Source organism: Phycisphaerales bacterium (genome assembly GCA_016716475.1).
In the GTDB taxonomy this organism is placed as follows: Bacteria; Planctomycetota; Phycisphaerae; order UBA1845; family Fen-1342; genus JADJWG01.
In genome coordinates, this window is sequence record JADJWG010000004.1 from 855,568 (window position 1) to 873,277 (window position 17,710).

Consider the following 17,710-nt stretch of genomic DNA (forward strand, 5'->3'; position numbering starts at 1 on the left):
ACTCCTGGACTCAGGACGCGGAGGGCGCCGTGGCGGGGACGGGCGAAGTGGGTGCCGCAGCAGGGTCAGCCGGCATCGGTCCGTGAATCGGCTGCACCGTTACGCCCGGCCGCACGCGCTGCAGCCCGTTGACGATCACCTGCTCGTCCGGGCGGAGCCCAGCCCGGATCACGCGCAGTCCATCCCGCAGGGAGCCGACCTCCACCGGGCGATACTCCACGATGTTCTGCGCATTCACAACCAGGGCAAAGCGCTGCCCCTGATCGAAACCCAGGGCCCGTTCCGCGACGAGCAAGGCATCGAACGGCGCACTCGCCGGCACCTGCACCCGGACAAACAGGCCGGCCATCAGGACCCCATCCATATTGTCGAAGCGGCCGCGTACCTGCACGGTCCCCGTGCCCGGATCGAGGGCCGGGGCGCTGTAATCCAGTACGCCCGTGTGGGGGTAGCCGGTGTCCGTCATGACACCGAGATGCACGGGCCATTGCAGCGCGCGGATCTCGGGTTGCGGGCCCTCAGCAGGGCTGGTGAGGCGACCGGTGCGCGCGGCTTCGCGGAGCCGCAGCACATCGATCTCACTCGCATCGAAATACGCGTAAATCACGTCGTCGTTAACGATCGTGGCGAGCACGGTGGCGTCCGCGGTGACCAGATTGCCGGGGTCGAGCAGGTTGCGGCTGATGCGCCCCGTGATCGGCGCCTCAACCCGGCACCAATTCAGCCGCAGCTCGGCCTCCGCCAGCGCGGCCTCCGCTCCCGCGATTTGCGCCTGGAGCGCCGCGGAGCGAGTGCGGGCGGTTGTAAGCTCGTCCGAGCTCGTGACGCCACGCTCGAACAACTCCTCAACCTTCGCGCGGTCGCTTTCCGCTTTCGCAAACTCGGCATTCAGTGCGGCCACGCTGGCCGCCGCCTTGTCGCGCTCGGCTGCGAAGGGCCGCGCGTCAATCTCGAAGAGCACCTGGCCGGCCGCGACCCGGTCACGCGGCTCGAACCGCACGGCTTCCAGAAAACCGGACACCCGCGCCCGGACCTCCACCATGGCCGCAGGGGCGGTCGTGCCCGTGAACTCGAGCGTCTCCGTCATCGTCTGCACCAGCGGGTGACTGACAGTCACCTCGACCGGTGGTCTTGCCGCGGGTGGTGCTGCCGGACGTTCGCAGCTTGCCAGCAAGAGGGGCAGGGAGAAGAACACGGCCGGTAGCGTACGGCCAAGGCATCGCCGGCCGTGGGCGTATGCACTGCGCAAGATCCTGAGCATCCACATCAGCGGGGCCTCACCAATTCTGCGCCGCGGGTAGGTCCATGTGACTCGTTCAGCAGGAGACGGATCTCCCGGTGACCCCCCGTGCGGTTGCGTATGGTACCAGCGCCGGACCGCTTGGACAGGGGACAGGACCGCTCATACCGCCCGCGTTCATCAGAGTCCCCGCAGGGCCGTGTCCAATGGCAGGCGAAGTGCGCCGCAGATGCGCGCCAGCCCCCAGGCGGTCGTCCCGCTCCGACCGTTTTCGATTTGTGAGAGCTGGGCGGCAGTGAGGTCAGCGGCGCCGGCTACATCGGCGAGGGTGCGTTGCGTCTCGCTGCGTAGCAGCCGCAACCGCGCGCCGAGGCGCTGGTTGAACTCCTCCTCGGTGCGGATGTGCAAGCCGTCTTCGGCGAGGGCGCGCTCCACGGCGGCGAGCAGGGCGGGCTGTTGAACCGGCTTTTCCAGCACATCACGGGCGCCCGCCCGCACCGCGGTGATGACCTCTGCGGTTTCGGGGAAGCCGCAGAGTGCGATGATCCGCACGCCCGGCGCGCGGATCCGCAGTTGCGCGATCACCTCGGCCCCCGCGAGTCCCGGCAGTCGCAGATCCACGAATGCGAGGTGGGGCGGCGCCTGTGCCACGTGGGCGAGTGCCGCCGCCGGCTCGGTGAACGTTACAGCGTCGCAGGCGGCGATGCGCAGCCATTCACCCAGCCGCCGCCCGACGGCTTCCTCGTCGTCCAGCACCAATGCGCGCAGGGGCAGCAAGCGTGTCATGGTGCCATTCTCCGGTCTGCCGGGTCACAAGCCAAGGGGCCGGGCGGACCGGGCTCTTGCAGCGTGAGTTCCGCTGCGGTTTGAATGTGCGAAGTTGTCAAGGGTTGTCGGTGGTGACGGGCCTGCGCTGGACAACTGGAAAATGCGCGGCCAGAGTGCGATAGTGTGCAAGGTAATGCGGTCGGCGGGGTGTATGTGCAGAGCGGTCGCTGAGCCGATTCGCCGGCGCCCTCCGGGGCTTGGTTCGGTGCAGCGCGGAGGTTGGCAGGACATGAGAGTTATCCATCGTGGGATCGTGGCGCTGACGTTGCTCAGCGCAGGCGGAGGTGTTGCGTGGAGCCAGGAGCGCGCCTCGGAGGTCCCCGCGGCGGGCTTCTGGCCGACACCGCGCATGATCGATTTCGGCATCAACCGCATGACGGAGGAGATGGCCAAGGTCTACGACCTGACCGAAGACCAGGTCTGGCTGACGCGCGAAGTGATCAAGTCCAAATTTCCGGCTTGGATGCAGGCCAACCGGGCTGAGATGCAGACCCTGATGAATGATTACTTCGAGGGCCTCATTGCGGACGAGCCGCCGACGCCTGATCAGGTCGCCGCCTGGTCGCAGCGCGTCATCCCGCTCTTCGAAGAATTCAATGTCCTGATGGAGGAGTCGGCGGAAGAGTTCAAGACGTTCATGACGGATGACCAAGTGGTAATCCTGAACGGACAGATGGCCGCGGTGCGGGTTGGCATGAACATGGCCCAGCAGCGCATGGAGATCTGGGCGGATGGCGGCTATGACCCCGATACGGAGTGGGTCCGCAGCCCGCAGTTCCGCGAGACGGAACGGGAACGCCGCCGCGAACTGGAGCGTGAGCAGCGCGTCGCACAACTCGTCGAAGAGGGCCTGCCCGAGTCCGAAGCGCGTGCGCAGGTCTATGCCGGCGCGGCGCCGGGCGCGGGACCCACACCGGAGGACCGGAACGTGCGGCCGGCCACGCCCGGCGGGGCAAAGGATGAATGGGACAAGTATGTCGAGGATTTCATCCAGCGGTACGAGCTGGACCAGGCCCAGGCGAATCGTGCACTGAGTTTTCTCGAGGACGCCAAGCGCTCACGCGACTCGTATCTACGCATCAAGGCCGGCGATATCCAGCGTCTGCAGGAACGATTGAGCGCGGCGGACTCACCCGAGGCGAAGGAGCGCATCGGCAAAGACCTCGAGAAGGTCCGCGAGCCGATTGACGGTTATTTCGCGCGCTTCAAGGACCGGCTGGAACGCTTGCCGACACGCGCGCAACGTGCGAAAGCCGAAGAGCGCGAGAAGTCACGCGAGACCGGTGGTGAGGCCCCTGCGGGCGAGCGTGCCGCTGGAAGTGCAAGGCGCACCGAGCAGAGCCAGCGCTGATACCTGTGGAAACACAGGAGTGTGATTGTCACGGGTCGACGCACTGGCAACGGCCGGGACCAGAAATCATGCCGTCCGGCTGCGATCGCGATCGCCCAGCGCGGGAAAAAGGAGAGGGCCCGAGCTCGCCGTCGCTCGGACCCTCCAAGCCGGGCTGCCCGCACGGAGTGGGCGGGGACCCTCAGCCCTGTCCGGGTCATCGACTGCCCCCCCGGACTGCGTGAATAAGGCACGTACCGGTTTCGGGTACTGACGGCCGCGTCCGGTAACGCGTGGACACGAGTTTGTTGACATACACGGCCACCGGGGCCTAAAAAAGCTTTTTCGTTCGTGGTGCGCGTCGTGTCGCCGTTCGGCTCCTTTCCCGCACCGTCTTGGGGGGAGCCATGTCTGAGGCGCTTCCTTGGAAACTCTTGTCGCCATCCTATGTGTCGTATTCTTCGCGCTGCTGGTAGCCGTACCTAGTCTGTACGGCTTCCACATGTACCTGCTTCTGTACCTGGCCCATCGGCGCCGTGCGTCGGTACGGGCTGAACAGCAGGCCTGCATTGCGCACTACCAGCAGTCCGTGCCGGATGAACAGTGGCCGCTGGTCACGACCCAGATCCCCCTCTACAACGAAATCAACGTTGCCCGCCGCATCATCGAGGCGGCCGCCAGGATGGACTACCCCCATGGTCGGCATGAAGTGCAGGTGCTCGACGACAGCACCGACGGCACGCGCCAGGTTGTGGATCACGTCGTTGCCGAGTTGCAGTCGCATGGTTACCACGTCGTTGTCGTTCGTCGCCCGCAGCGCACGGACTACAAGGCCGGAGCGCTCGCCCATGGGTTGCTGACCGCGCGTGGGGAGTTCGTAGCAGTCTTCGATGCGGATTTCGTACCCGATCGTGGTTTCCTGCGTCGGATGGTGCCGTTGTTGGTTTCGGACCCGCGGGCGTGTGCGGTCCAGGGTCGCTGGGGCCACCTCAACGCGCAGGAGACCTGGATTACCTCCGGCCTCGCACTGAGTCTGGACAACCTCTTCGCCATTGAGCAGGGCGCCCGCGGTTGGAACGGGCTGCTCATGGGCTTCAATGGCACGGGAGGCATGTGGCGTCGTGCCGCGATTGATGACCCCGCCGTCGGTGGTTGGAGCGGCGACACCATCACGGAAGACCTCGATTTGTCGTACCGCGCGCAACTTGCAGGTTGGCGCATGATTTATTGTGCGGATGAGGTTTCTCCGGCTGAATTGCCCGCCGATGCCGATGCGGTCAAGAGTCAGCAGCGGCGCTGGGCCGTGGGGACGATCCAGACCGCCCGCAAGCTGTTGCCGGCGGTGTGGCGTTCGCAACTCCCGCTCGCCGCCAAGGTCGAGGGGACACTGCACCTCCTCCAGTACGGCATCTACCTGCCGATGTTGTGCGTGGCACTACTGGGGCGGTTGCTGCCGCTGCTGCCGATGATGCTGTTTGACGAGCCCTGGCCGATTTGGCTGAACTCGGTAGGTTTGGTTTTCCTCGGTGCGGCGCTTGGCACCCGTGATTGTCCACATCTATGCCCGTCGGGCCCTGGGTGGGCGCACACCCGGCTTTGCGGAGATCGTCAAGTTGCTCCTGCTGGGGCTGGGGCTGACCGTCAACAATGCCGTGGCAGTCGCGACTGGTCTCGTGCAGCGCGGAGGGGAGTTTGTCCGCACGCCGAAGTCCGGCAGCCAGGGGCACAGCCGACCGCGCGGGCGCTACCGGGGCCTGCAGAGCAAGCTGTGGATTCTCGAGCTCTTGGTCGGCACCTTCTGCTTTGCACAGTGGTGCGTGTTCGTCGACTTCGACGGCCCCGGCAGCATCTTCCTGCTTCTGTATGCCACGGGGCTCCTGCTGATGGGCTGGCAGTCACGGCCACGTTCCATTCGTGGAAAACCGAAGCGGATACCTGCGACGGCGCCACTCCAGCCGGGCGGACTCGCCACGGGGTAGGGTTCCGCCGCCTTCCGGTGGATCCCCGGTACCGGGCAGTACCCGCGCAGTCAGGTGAAAAAAACTCCCCGGATGGCCCACTTCCTTGTGGCCACCCGGGGGTCTCACCTCTCCTGGTATTTTCGAAATGGTCGCCAGCTTACAGCCCCGTCATCAGGGCACCGAAGAGCGTCACATCAGCACCCGTCAAGAAGTCGTCTTCATCCAGGTCGAAGCGGTAGCAGCCGCCGGTGGTGAGGTCTGCGCTCGCGCAAACCTGGAATGCGGCCGCGTCGATCATGTCGCGCTTGCCGTTGTAGTCGATATCGCCCCACGGCGTGCCAACACCCGGCGGGAACACATCGATCTCGCGGATGATGGGAGCTTCGATTGCCTTGCGGAGCCCGTCCACGTCCTCGGGATCCATGTCGCACGAAAGATAGGCGGCATCGGTCTCGTTCGCCGCGCCGTTCCACGGGTCGCGGAAGGCACCCTGGGTATTGCTGACGCAATAGAAGACGATCCGCAGATCGGTGCAGCCCTGAACGAGGTACTTGCTATCAAAGTTGTGTAGTTCGGTCAGACTGCCCGCCCACAGCCCGGTGTTGAAGAGCTGGCCGAATTCGCCCGTCCGCACGCTGGCCGCCACCAAGGTGTAGGTGCCAAGGTCGCCGAGACCATCGGTCGAAGCCCATACGTCATAGTGCTGAAACACCCGACCGTCGAGATTGAGGAAGTTACCACCGAGCACACGCAGGTACCCGATGTTGGTCGGAGTCGTGAACCCGAAGCGCACGACCAGGGAGGCCCGTGCGAAGTCCCGCAGAATGCCGTCGAGCGGTCCATTCGCCAAACCGTCCACGAACACGCCCGGGTGGCCGCCGGCAAACGACGGGCAGCAGTAGAAGCCGTCGCTCGCCTGGCCGATACCCGGAAACTGATCGTAAAGGCACGGCGCAGAACCTTGATTCATCAGCATCGAGTACACTTCGTTGGTGGCGTCGATGATGCCGAAGTTGAACGGGTAGGCGCTTTCGTTCAGGATCTGGTTTGAAAGGATGCCCGATTCGGTGGTCGTCGCGAAGCCCTGCACGAGATCGGTGCTGCTCGGTGGATGCGACAATTGGGCAAAGGTGGGTGCGAGTTCCCATTTGAAGTAAGGGTTGACGTCGGCTTGTGCCGCGCCCACCACCAGCGGTAAACAAAGCAGCGCCAGTCGCTTCATGTGGGTTTCGCTCCTGTTCTCCAAAGTTGCGGGATTTGATCGTGGCTGCCGTCCCCCGCCGCATCGCGGCGAACGTACCACGGCTGGTTTCAGTATACTTCGCGCGGTGCGCTGACTGCAAGTCGGAGTATCCTCCGATGCTCACCCTACAATGTCCGAATAATTGACGGATGGCACATCAGATTCACCTGCCGATTTAGCGAAACGCTGGTATTACCGCCCGGGCCCCCGTTATACTTGTGCTTGACGGTTACGGGATTTCACGTCTGCTCACCATCTTTACGCCTTGGAGGAGAAGAATGTATCGACACTCGCTGAGACTAGGGGCCGGTTGTGCCGCACTACTGTTCGCCTTTTCGGCCACCGCTGCCATCACCCACTCGACGCAACACAGCACGGCCGTCAATGGCCTCGACGCACAGATTGCCGCGAATGACATCATCGCCGGCATGATTGGCACGGAACTGCCCGGCGATCTCGGTTGGCACCCGGCCAACTCGAATCCTGCCGACCAGTTGCCGGCCCTGACGGACGGCGCGGGCCTGCTGGGCTCCGGCCTCACAGGTCTGCTCAACGACTTCCCGGGCGTCGGCACCCCCGCCAAGCTCATCCGTTACGACTTCGCCGCCGCGGACCTCGCCGAGATCCGCATTCTCTCGGGCAACGCCGGCCGCGACGGCCGTGTATTCTCGACCACGGTCATCCGCTATTCGAACAATGACGGCCAGAGCTGGGATCTGCTGGGCTATTTCCAGTCGGATCCGTCCGGCACGCTGAATTCAGGCGGTGGCAACAATTGGGCCTCGACCCTCGTCACGATTTACGACGACGCCAGCCCGACGCTGCTGGCCGGCGCCACGAACCTGATCTTCGAACTGTACGCGGTTGACAACACCGGCGGCCAGATGCGTGATCCGTTCGATGGCGTCAATCCGTTCACGGGTGTTGATGATGGCCTGACCGCCGCGTTCGTCTCTCCGCTGATCTGGGAGATCGACGTGGTTGAGGTGCCGGAACCGGCCGGTCTGCTGCTCCTCACGCTGGTGGGTGCGCTGGCTATTCGCCGCCGCTAGAAGGTACGTGACGGTAGGGAGCGTTCCAATTCAGACCGCGGGATGGCTTGTCCACCCCGCGGTTTTTCTTTAGGGTCTCCTACGCGGCCGCACACTCTCTGCGTGCCCGTGGGAGGACCGATGATGCACAGCCGAATCTCGTGGCGCGCGAACGCGACTTGGATTCACACCAGCTTGCTCTTGATGGCGACGGTGTCCCTGCCGGGCTGCGTCGTAGTCGCGGGATGGCCGCCGTTCGGACCACCCCGGACGATGGACCTTGACTTCGAGCAGCGCCGGCTCAGCCCCTTCGGCATCCACGGGCCAAGCTACTCCCACTGGGTCGCCGAGGGCAAGCCGCATCTCTGGGAAGAGGGGACCGCCCGCCTGCGCATCATCCGCGACAGCGGTGCCCGGTGGGTGCGGCAGGACTTCTGGTGGGCGCAGGTCGAGCCGCAGCCGGGAAGGTGGGAGTGGGCGAACTTCGACCGCGCGGTCGAAAGCTACGAGCGGGCCGGCGTGAATGTGCTTGCCATTCTCTGCTACGGTTCCGCGTGGGGTGGCGGTGACAGCCCGACCACGCCGGAAGAGCGCGCGGCCTTCGGTGTTTACGTGCATGAGATGGTCAAACGCTATCGTGGGCGGATTCACGCCTGGGAAATCTGGAACGAGCCGAACATTCAGCCATTCTGGTCCCCGCGGCCGGACCCGGCACTCTATGCGGAACTGCTGAAGGTTGCCTACCGCGCGGCGAAAGAGGCGGACCCGAATTGCGTGGTGGTGGGTGGGGTGACCGCCGGTCCGGATGCGGCGTTCGTTGCGGGAATGTACGCCCATGGCGCCGCTGGCCACTTCGATGTGCTCAGCTACCACAACTACAACCAGCACGCCGACCTCGACACCGAGTGGCCTGCGCTGAAGCGGCTGCGCGAAATCATGGCCGCGAACGGGGACGCCGAGAAGCCGATCTGGCATACGGAGAACGGCTTCTACACAGGGCCGGTCGGGCTCTCCGAGGAAGACCAGGCCGCGCGCCTGATGCGCTACTCACTCGGGCTGCTGGGGCTGGGGATCGAGCGGACGTTTCAGCTTACGGTGGCAGACTGGACGGACGATCCGAATTCCGCTGACCGCAGCGTGTATCGCGGGCTGACGCGCACCGACTACACGCCGAAGCTTGCGCTGCGGGCCTACCAGGTGATGGCAGCGCGAGTGGGAATGCTGCGGGCGCAGGGTATCTTTCGGCCGGCGCCAGGAGTCACCGGCATCCTGTTCGGCGCGCCCGAGGGGTTTTCCGGCGGCAGCGCCGACACGCTGGTCGTGTGGCGTGATTGGAGCGCGCCGCGCGCTCCTGCCTGCCTCGTGCTCGGCGTCCCCGTTGTCCTGCTGCAGGATCTGCACGGCGGATGGCGCATCGAGCGGTCCGACAGCGGCGTGTACGAGATAGAGGTGGGCCGCGAGCCGCTGTACATCCTCGCGCCCGGCGAGACGATTCGGCAATCCGCAACCGCGGTGCGCTGGGACGATCCGCTCCGCAGTACGACACCTCGCGATCTGGCAACCCCGTTGCAGGTCACGCTCGACGTGGTGCCGCCGCAGGGTGTGTCGTTCCGGATCGGCACGGGCGATCCCGACGATCGCGAGAGTTCGGTCGAGATCGCGCGCCTCGTTGTGCCGGCGCCCGGTACGAATCGAGTCTCGCTGAACACGCTGGGCTTCGAGCCGGGCCGGCACGAGGTGTGGTGGGAGCTTGCTCCACTCGGCGGGGTGGATGCCCTGATCGTTCGCGGGTATCGCGAGCTCGAAGTCCTGCCGCCCGTGCGTTTTGGCTTTGATCGCTTTCCACAGCTCGATGCGACCGCCCCGGCGGTTCCGGCCTTCGTCGAGTATGCCGGCGCTAAGCCGGCCACCGGCCGGCTGTGGGTCGAGCTTGATGGGCGGGCGGTTGCCACGCAGCACGAGATCGAACTTACACCCGGCGCGGCGGTGCGAACCGGTGTGCCGCTCGACTTGACCGCGTTCGAGGCCGGGTTGCCTGCATCGGTGACGCTGCAACTCGAGATCGAGGAGGAGCGGTACACTGTCGCGGCCGAGAAGCGCCTGATCGCGTGTCCGCCAGCGCCGGGGGCGGTGCGGGTCGACGGCGATCTCTCCGAGTGGCGCGCCCGCCCGCCGCAGATTCGGCCGGAGATGATGCGTTGGGAGTACGTCAACGCCGACGATCCGCCGGGGCCGGACGACCTGAGCGTAACGGCATGGCTTGCGTGGGACGAGCGTGGCCTGTGGTTCGCGGCCGAGGTGCGCGACGACGTCCTTGTCCTGCCCCAATCGCGTCATGTCTGGGACTGGGATTCGGTGCAGATCGGGCTCGACTTGGGCAGCGACGCGCAGCCCGCCACGCCCTACGACGGCAACGATCTCGAGATTGAGGTCGGGGCCAACGGGGGTGGTCCGACCTGGTGTTACCTCGGCGCGTGCCCGCCCGGCTGGCCGGCCGAGGACCTCTCCGACCGGCTGCAATGTGCTGTGAAGGTGGACGAAGCGGGCGGCATCCTGACCTACGAAGTCCATGTTCCCGCCGACCTGCTCGTCTCCGTGCTGAAGCTGGAACCGGACACGGTGCTCGGCTTCTCGTTCCTCGTGAACGACAACGACGGCGCCGGCCGCGCCGGGTGGCAGGAACTCACACCCGGTATCGGGATGGGCAAACAGCCGGAACATTTCGCGTGGCTATGGCTGCGCCCGGACGAGTAAGCGCCGGCTTGCCGCTCGCCCTCAGCCCCGTACGTCAGAGGATCCGGTACCGATACGGTCCCACTTTTCGAATACGGCCCGCACGGTGTCCGGCCGGCAACCGGGACCGAATTCGCACTGCGCGATGACGCCGCCGTGCCCACGGTAGAGCGCCTGCGCGACGCGCTGCACAGCCGCACGCGTTTCATCCGCCGTGCCGAACGCGAGCAGGCGCTGCCGGTCGATCTCACCCCAGAAAGTGATGCGCCCCCGGAAACGCCGCCCGATCTCCTCGATGTCCATGCAGAAGAGCTGGCTGTTGATGGCGTCGATGCCGATCTCGATCAGGTCTTCGTAGATGTCGAAGATGTGGCCATCGCTGTGCATGAACGCGAACTTGCCGGCGTCGTGGATGATCTGCACGTAGTCCGCATAGAGCGGCTTGAACAGCTCACGCCAAACCTGCGGGCGGATCAGCAGGTTCTGCTGGGTGCCCCAGTCGTCATACCATACGATCCCGTCGATATCCGTCTGCACCCAATGCGTCAGCAGCGCACAGGCCCACTCGTGGACGCGCTCCCGCAGCGTGAAGAAACCGGCCGGCCGGCGGGCGATGTCCTTCAGCAGGTTCTCCGTACCTCGCAGGAACTGCATCCGCTCGAATGGGCGGATCGGCGCGAGTGCCGCCATGAACCCATCCGACGCCGCGCACGACCGGTTCACCGGGTCGGGGTTGATCTCCACCCATGCCCACGGCGGCCGGACCTTGTCGAGGTCGCCCGTGTAGCTCTTGACGAGCGGGTCGCGGACCTCGCCCATCACGTGCTGCTGCAACGTGACGAAAGCGCAGCCCCACTCGTCGACGTAAGTGCCGACCTCCTCCGGATCGCCGCGCACGCAGTCGACGGGTGGCAGGTGAATCTCGGGTCCGTGGATGTCGTCGGGGAAGTCACGCCGCAGGGCCGCCAACTCGTCCGGGTAGGCCTTTGCCGCCAATGGTCCGGCCCACACCTGTCGCGGTACGCGGGGGGTGGACTCGAAGCGCAGTGTGCGCTGCACCAGTTCGCGGGGCGTCAGGGTGGACATGCAAGGTACTCCCTCATGCAGGCGGTTACTCGCGGGCGACAGCCACCAGTGCCCGTACGTTTTCCGGCGGCGTTCCGGGGGGCAGCTTGCAGCCGACCCCCACAATGTACCGCGGGCGCAGGGCGCGCGGAGGGGCATCGGCGGCGTATTCCAACCGGACCCCGCAGTCGGCGACATCGCACCACGCGTCGGAGCAGCACGCAACGAGGTCAAGTTCGAAGTCTTCGAGCGCTGCGCGCGTCCGATCAACGGAGTTCATTGACTTCCCCATCCGGCACGGTGAAGGCTTGGCGTGGAACCCGGAGGACGCGGGATTTACCCGTCAGAAAGAGATTCCGTTCACCTGGGGACGGGGCGAGGTGCGGGAGATGCCCTGATCGCCGGTCCTAACATGTGCCGGAAACAGGACTTCCGGCGAGCCGATATCCTTTTGACGCGGCCGGGCCGCGGGGGACAATAAGGAGCATGTCCCGTCCACGGCGCAGGAACCGGAACGATCACGGCGGGTTGCCCAAGCCGCCCGCCCAGTCGCCGCCGGTCTCGCCGCCCGGCAACGGCCGCTGGCGGGGCGTCGTTCGCTACGGCGCGGTGTTCGCCTGTGGTGCCGCCCTCGCCGCCGCTGGGTTCGTTCTGCCTGATCGCCTGAAGCCAAAGCCCACCAAACCCGCATACGGCAGCATAGTTACCCCGAAGTTCGACTACGAGCGGCCGTGGCGCGCCGGTGCAATCCCGACTTCGCATTACGACCTGCTGAAGATGACGCCGGACGAGCTGGCGCAGACCGACTTCGCGCTGATGAACCTGCTCTGCGCGAAGGACCTGCCCGGCACCGAGGGAATGCACATCCCAGCGATGCTCAGGCAGCTCGACGAGTGGGCCGCGAAGGTTGCGTTTGAGACCGAGCGGCACCTCTACCGCGTCAACGATCCGAAGTACGCCGACCATTACCAGCATTCCGAGGCCCGCCTGCGGGCCGAGTTCATCGTCCAGGTGCTTCAGGAAGATTGCGGCGTACATTACAACTTGGCGCGCGTCCGTGATCCCGACTACCGCAATTCGAAAGACATCTTTCTGCATGGCATGATCGGCAGCGACAACGGCGGCACGTGTGCGTCGATGCCGGTCATGTACACCGCGATCGCTCGGCGACTGGGCTACCCGATCAAGCGCGCGTTGGCCCGCGAGCACGTGTTCATGCGCTGGGACGATGGCAAGGAACGCTTCAACATCGATGGCGCCGGCAACGGCGGCGTCGATTACCCGACCGACGACTTCTACCGCACCTGGCCGCACCCACTCACGGACAGGATGCTCGCTTCCGGCGAGTTCCTCAACTCGCTGACGCCGCAGGAAGAGCTATCGCTGTTCCTCGAACTTCGCGGTGTCTGCCTGCACGAACACGGCCGCTTCCCTGAGGCGAGCGAGACGTACGCGGCTGCGCACCGGCTGAAGCCGAAGGTGGTCATGCCGCGCCTGGCGGCCATGACCGCCATTGAAGCCACGCCGATGCCGAACCGCGAGAAGGACCAGTTACTGGCCTATACGTTCGACGTACTGAACATGCAGCGACAGGCCTTCGGGCGCTTCAAGAAGCGTTCGCTGGCCGACGACGACACGACGCCTTTCCTGCCGATGTAAGGCGGGCGCTCCGAGCCGGTGATTCCGAAGCCGCCCCAGCAAGGCGTGCCGAAGGGACCATGAGATCCATGAGCTGGCCGTCCCGAAGAAGACGGCGGCTCTTTGAGAGGATTTGCCATGCGATGCCGAAACAACTTGACGTTGCTGCTGGGCCTGGTCGCTCCGATTCTGCTCGTGGACGCGGCGCAAGCGTACTACACGGCGGGCTTAGGGAGATTTCTCTGGCGCGATCCGTATTGCGAGCTTGGCTCGATCGTGATGCGTGAGCGCGACGGGCGAGCGTTCCTAAATCCACTGAGCGAGTTCGCCGATCTTCAGACGGAAGTGCATCTCTACGCCTACGTTCTTAACCGGCCGACTGATGCGATTGACCCGTTTGGGCTCAATCTATACGCCATCGATGGGACGTGGGCCTCGTGGGGGCAGGGAACCAATACGGAGTGGATATACCGTTTGACCAGAGAAACCAAGTACTACTGGAACGGACCGAGCTACGGTTTGACGGGAATGGACTCAGTCGGGATCGCGCGCGGCGTGCATGACCAGATTTGCAGGGATTTGCAGAATGCGGCGAAGAAGTGCGCGACCATCACGATCAACCTCGTCGGATGGAGTCGTGGTGCCAGCGTCGCAATATGGGTAGCGCACAAGCTAAACCGCGAGGGCTGCAAAGTCTGTGGTAACCAAGTTTACCCAATCGTTGATTGGCTGGGGCTCTTTGACGCCGTTGACCAGAGTCCAGGCATTCCAAATTGGGCGATGTCAAACCCGCCAAACGCGCTCGTGATATCACATGCTGTGAAGACGTCAACCAGCACCTGGGAGTGGACGAAGTTCCCGACGGCTCCGGTATTCCCACAAACGCTGTTCTGGCGCAAGGACGGTTCCGGGACGACCCACGGCGATATCGGTGCCAACAAGTTCAACAATAACGCGTTTTTCTGGATGAGAAGCCAGGCGAAGGCGGCCGGAGTGAAGATCAAATGACGCGACCGCGCTACTGGCCGCTTGCGGTCCTTCTTGTTACCGATGCACTGGCTGTCCCACTCATCGTGTCCCGTTGGATGGTGGCGTCGTACAGCAGTGTGATGGAAGCGGCATACTTGGCGTTGGGGGTGCTAATCGTGCAGCTTCCGCTGTGCATCTACGGCGCAATTGCAGCCAGAAAGGCGAGCTCGCGCGGTCTCTTCCGTGCGTATGTCGCACACGCGCTCGGCACCATCGGCCTTTTCATCGCCGCCGAGCTCGGGTTACCTCGCTTGTTTGTACCCCTGACAGGCTGATACCAGAGGCACACAGGTCAAACAACTCAGCCCCAGCCGAGTTCGTCGAGGGCGAGTCGCCCGAAGCCCCGCTCGCGCAACTCGCACCAGAGGCCCAGTCGTAGAAGACGATGACGGGCATCGCAATAGCACCAGCCAAGCCGAGGCCGAGCGAGATGAGCCCGATCACGCACGCGACGACCGGGGTGCATGCGATGGTCGGCATTCTGTCGCCGATCTCGGCCAGCAGCAGCATTCCGCTATCGTAACGAGCCACATCCGCCGCCGCCTCGCGTGGAACGGCGGGGAGCGCAACTGGATCGATCCCTCCGGCTACGGCATCCTCGTGGTTATGGATGGGTTGCCGCTTGCCCCTACGCAGACCGACCGGTAGTTTGCGCTCGTCCTGAACCCCCCGCGTGCGGGGGGGGCGCACCTTGCGTCGTGCCGGGAGGATGGCTCGTGTCGCAGGCAACTTCAGCCGACCGCCCCTTTGATCTGGTCGTTGCAGGGCATCTCTGCCTCGACATCATTCCGTTGCTGCCGGACAGTGGCGCGCGCCGTGTCGAAGAGCTCTTTCGCCCGGGCGCGCTCCTCAGCGTTGGCCCCTGCACGCTCAGCACCGGCGGTGCCGTCTCCAACACCGGCCTCGCAGCCGTACGGTTGGGCTGTCGTGTCGCGTTCAACGCGAAGGTCGGCGATGATGCCTACGCCGGTATCATCCGTGCCCTGCTCGGCGAGGCCGGCAGTGCCGTCGGTATCCGCAGCACACCCGACGCTTGCAGCTCCTACACGGTTGTGCTCGCGCCGCCGGGCATCGACCGCATGTTCCTGCACTGCCCCGGTGCAAACGACACTTTCGGCCAAATGGATGTTGACTACGACCTCGTCGCACAAGCGCGCCTGTTCCACTTTGGTTACCCACCACTGATGCAGCGACTCTACTCTGATGAGGGCCGCGAGCTGGTGGAAATCTTCCGGCAGGCAAAGGCCGTCGGTGCCACCACCTCGCTCGATCTCGCCGTCCCTGACCCGCACAGTCCCGCCGGCCGCGCGCCCTGGGAGCGCATCCTCGCGGGCGTGCTACCCTATGTGGACCTCTTCCTCCCGAGTCTGGAAGAGGCCTGGTTTGCCCTGGAACGCGACACGTTTCTTGCGCGCAAGCAGGCGTACGGCAGCGAACTGCTCGACCAGGTCGCCGCCGCGGAGTGCGCCACCCTCGCCGGGCGCTTCCTCGAACTCGGCGCTGGCATCGTCGTACTCAAGACCGGCCACCACGGGCTCTACCTGCGCAGCAGCACGGCGGCCACGCTCTCACGCTTCGGCGCGGCGCGTCCGAATGCGGCCGCGGGCTGGGCCGAACGCGAGTGCTGGCAGACCGCGATCCGGCCCGAGCGGATCGCCAGTGCCACCGGCGCCGGGGACGCCTCGATTGCGGGCTTTCTCACGGCCTTGTTGCGCGGGCATCCGGTGTCAGAGTGCCTGCGTGTCGCCGCGTGCGTGGGTTGCCAGAATCTCGCAGCGTTAGATGCGGTGTCGGGTATTCGGTCATGGCAGGAAACGTGGGCCATGGCCCAACGGTCGGACCTGCCATGGCTCGATTCGTGGATCGAAGGCCAGAACTGGCGCCGCGCTGAAGCCGCTGGCCTGTGGCTCGGACCACGCGACCGTGGTGCGTAAGCGATGAGCGACCCGCGTTCCTGGACGAGTGCGTTCACGCGCTAGGCTAACCGAGTCGGCAACAGCCCTGGATCCTGAGCTTCAGAGACCAAAGGGACGTGCCGTATGGGCTTTCGCAGGCACCCACTGTATGAGCCAACGCTGGAAATCGGATCTGCGGTCGTGGTCGGGCTCGTGGGACTTGCTCTGTTCTTGTTCGGCGCCGTTTCGGCCGAGACATGGGACGATACCATGCTGGTACTGGTCGGCACGGGTATCATGTTCCTCGGCCTTTCGTGGGGTCGCGATGCCTGGCGGAGGGCCCGTCGGCAGTACCGCTTTCAGAGACGCTTGTGCCTGCGCTGCGGCTACCCCATGAGGGGACTTCACAGCCCACGCTGCCCCGAGTGCGGCGCCTTGCTTCCACTTGGCATTCGGGACCACATTTCATCCGGTCCGTAGTAGACTCGGCGCATGTGATCTGTAACGCTCATCCGTCCGCCAATTTCGTGACTGGAGACACACCGATGCAATGCTGGAAGCTGCGCAATGACGCCGTAGAACTCGCTGTGACCGCCGAGGGCGGGCATTTCGACGATGTGATATTTCATACGCCCATGCGCGCTGTCCGGCCGCTGCACACGGCCCCGTGGACGGACGAGGCCGATCTGACCCCCGATACGCCGACGGTGCTCCGGCTGTTGCGCGGGGATTTCTTCTGCGCACCGTTCGGTGATTCTGATGACCTCGAACCCGGCTCCACCTGGATCCACGGGGCCTCCGCGAATGCCGCGTGGCAGGCGCTGGCGCACAGCGAAACACAGCTTACGGCCGTGCTCACGCGCCCGATCGCCGGCGCGGAGCTCACCAAACGGATCCACCTGTTGCCGGGTCACACGGTGATCTACCAGGAGCACACCTTTGTCGGCGGACGCGGACCGCTGCCGATCGGCCACCATGCCATGCTGAGGGCGCCGGAGCCGCTACGCGTCTCGCTGTCGCCGCGCATCTGGGGCGGCACTGCGCCGAAACCGCTCGAAGCTGATCCCGGCCGCGGTGTGTCGCTGCTGAAGTACCCGCAGGAGATTTCCGATCTCGCCACGGTGCGGCTCGCCGACGGCGCCATTGCCGACTTGCGAGAATATCCTGCGCTCCCCGCCCATGAAGATCTCGTACTTTTTGCGGCCGATCCGGCCGCCGCGCTCAAGTGGTCGGCCGCGGTGGCGCCGGAAGAGGGCTGGGTCTGGTTCGACCTCTCCGATCCGCGCACGCTCGCCAGCACCGTCCTGTGGATGAGCCAAGGCGGGCGGCGCTATGCCCCATGGAACGGGCGGCACCGCAACGTGCTCGGCATCGAGCAGGTGACGGCCAACTTCAACCTCGGCTACCGCGCCTCGTGCGACCTCAACCCGCTGGCGCAACGCGGGATTGCGACGCACGTGACGCTCTCGCCGGACGAGCCGCTCGTGGTGCGCTATCTGTTCGGCGTTGCTCCTGTGCCTTTCGGCTTCGGTCGCGTGCGCGACATCTCAGCCGTTCCCGGTGGCGTACGAATCGAGGACACCGGCGGCAACGCGGTCCGCATCGCCTGCGACACCCGCTTCATCACCGGCGCGGCCTGACCACGGCGACCGTGCAGACGGCAGCCGGGTTGGTGAACGTCGTGGCCCACGTCTCCTGCGTTCGTGCAATCTCCGGC

14 protein-coding genes are annotated in these 17,710 nt (G+C 65.2%); 9 read left to right on the forward strand and 5 right to left on the reverse strand.

What is annotated here, in order from left to right:
• Positions 1-10 precede the first annotated feature (10 nt).
• Complete coding sequence (locus IPM18_17540) at positions 11-1,267, reverse strand: efflux RND transporter periplasmic adaptor subunit (protein MBK9121385.1); 1,257 nt, start codon at positions 1,265-1,267, stop codon at positions 11-13.
• A 153-nt stretch (positions 1,268-1,420) separates the two neighbouring features.
• Positions 1,421-2,026: a response regulator gene (locus IPM18_17545; GenBank protein ID MBK9121386.1), complete on the reverse strand. Its 606-nt coding sequence runs from the start codon at positions 2,024-2,026 to the stop codon at positions 1,421-1,423.
• 271 nt (positions 2,027-2,297) lie between these two features.
• On the opposite strand from IPM18_17545, the gene IPM18_17550 reads away from it, so the two are divergent.
• A complete protein-coding gene (locus IPM18_17550) occupies positions 2,298-3,419 on the forward strand; it encodes a hypothetical protein (GenBank protein MBK9121387.1) in 1,122 nt (373 codons plus the stop codon).
• 403 nt (positions 3,420-3,822) lie between these two features.
• On the forward strand, positions 3,823-5,598 hold the full coding sequence (locus IPM18_17555) for a glycosyltransferase (protein MBK9121388.1): 1,776 nt from the start codon (positions 3,823-3,825) through the stop codon (positions 5,596-5,598).
• On the opposite strand, the gene IPM18_17560 is transcribed toward IPM18_17555, so the two are convergent.
• Positions 5,517-6,581 (reverse strand): hypothetical protein, encoded by a 1,065-nt coding sequence (locus IPM18_17560; GenBank protein ID MBK9121389.1) that lies wholly within the window; start codon positions 6,579-6,581, stop codon positions 5,517-5,519. The genes IPM18_17555 and IPM18_17560 overlap by 82 nt on opposite strands.
• 299 nt (positions 6,582-6,880) lie before the next feature.
• On the opposite strand from IPM18_17560, the gene IPM18_17565 reads away from it, so the two are divergent.
• Positions 6,881-7,654, forward strand: a complete 774-nt coding sequence (locus tag IPM18_17565) for a PEP-CTERM sorting domain-containing protein (protein MBK9121390.1) — start codon at positions 6,881-6,883, stop codon at positions 7,652-7,654.
• Between the two features lie 120 nt (positions 7,655-7,774).
• Positions 7,775-10,387, forward strand: a complete 2,613-nt coding sequence (locus IPM18_17570; GenBank protein ID MBK9121391.1) for a beta-galactosidase — start codon at positions 7,775-7,777, stop codon at positions 10,385-10,387.
• Between the two features lie 21 nt (positions 10,388-10,408).
• Here IPM18_17570 and IPM18_17575 read toward each other — a convergent pair whose 3' ends face one another.
• Complete coding sequence (locus tag IPM18_17575) at positions 10,409-11,452, reverse strand: methyltransferase (protein ID MBK9121392.1); 1,044 nt, start codon at positions 11,450-11,452, stop codon at positions 10,409-10,411.
• A 25-nt stretch (positions 11,453-11,477) separates the two neighbouring features.
• Positions 11,478-11,711 (reverse strand): hypothetical protein, encoded by a 234-nt coding sequence (locus tag IPM18_17580; GenBank protein ID MBK9121393.1) that lies wholly within the window; start codon positions 11,709-11,711, stop codon positions 11,478-11,480.
• 248 nt (positions 11,712-11,959) lie between these two features.
• Between IPM18_17580 and IPM18_17585 the strand changes: the two genes are divergently transcribed.
• From IPM18_17585 to IPM18_17605, 5 genes are all read left to right on the forward strand, one after another.
• The gene (locus IPM18_17585) at positions 11,960-13,090 is read left to right on the forward strand and encodes a hypothetical protein (protein MBK9121394.1); all 1,131 of its coding nucleotides are present in this window, start codon (positions 11,960-11,962) and stop codon (positions 13,088-13,090) included.
• A 135-nt stretch (positions 13,091-13,225) separates the two neighbouring features.
• Positions 13,226-14,077: a hypothetical protein gene (locus IPM18_17590; GenBank protein ID MBK9121395.1), complete on the forward strand. Its 852-nt coding sequence runs from the start codon at positions 13,226-13,228 to the stop codon at positions 14,075-14,077.
• Positions 14,074-14,373 carry a hypothetical protein gene (locus tag IPM18_17595; GenBank protein ID MBK9121396.1) on the forward strand — a complete coding sequence of 100 codons (300 nt, stop codon included), beginning with the start codon at positions 14,074-14,076 and terminating at the stop codon, positions 14,371-14,373. The genes IPM18_17590 and IPM18_17595 overlap by 4 nt, the downstream gene beginning before the upstream one ends.
• A 441-nt stretch (positions 14,374-14,814) precedes the next feature.
• Entirely contained in the window at positions 14,815-16,032 is a 1,218-nt protein-coding gene (locus IPM18_17600) for a carbohydrate kinase family protein (protein ID MBK9121397.1), read from the forward strand.
• A gap of 506 nt (positions 16,033-16,538) precedes the next feature.
• Positions 16,539-17,633, forward strand: coding sequence for a hypothetical protein (locus IPM18_17605; GenBank protein ID MBK9121398.1), 1,095 nt, complete (start codon positions 16,539-16,541; stop codon positions 17,631-17,633).
• Positions 17,634-17,710 lie beyond the last annotated feature (77 nt).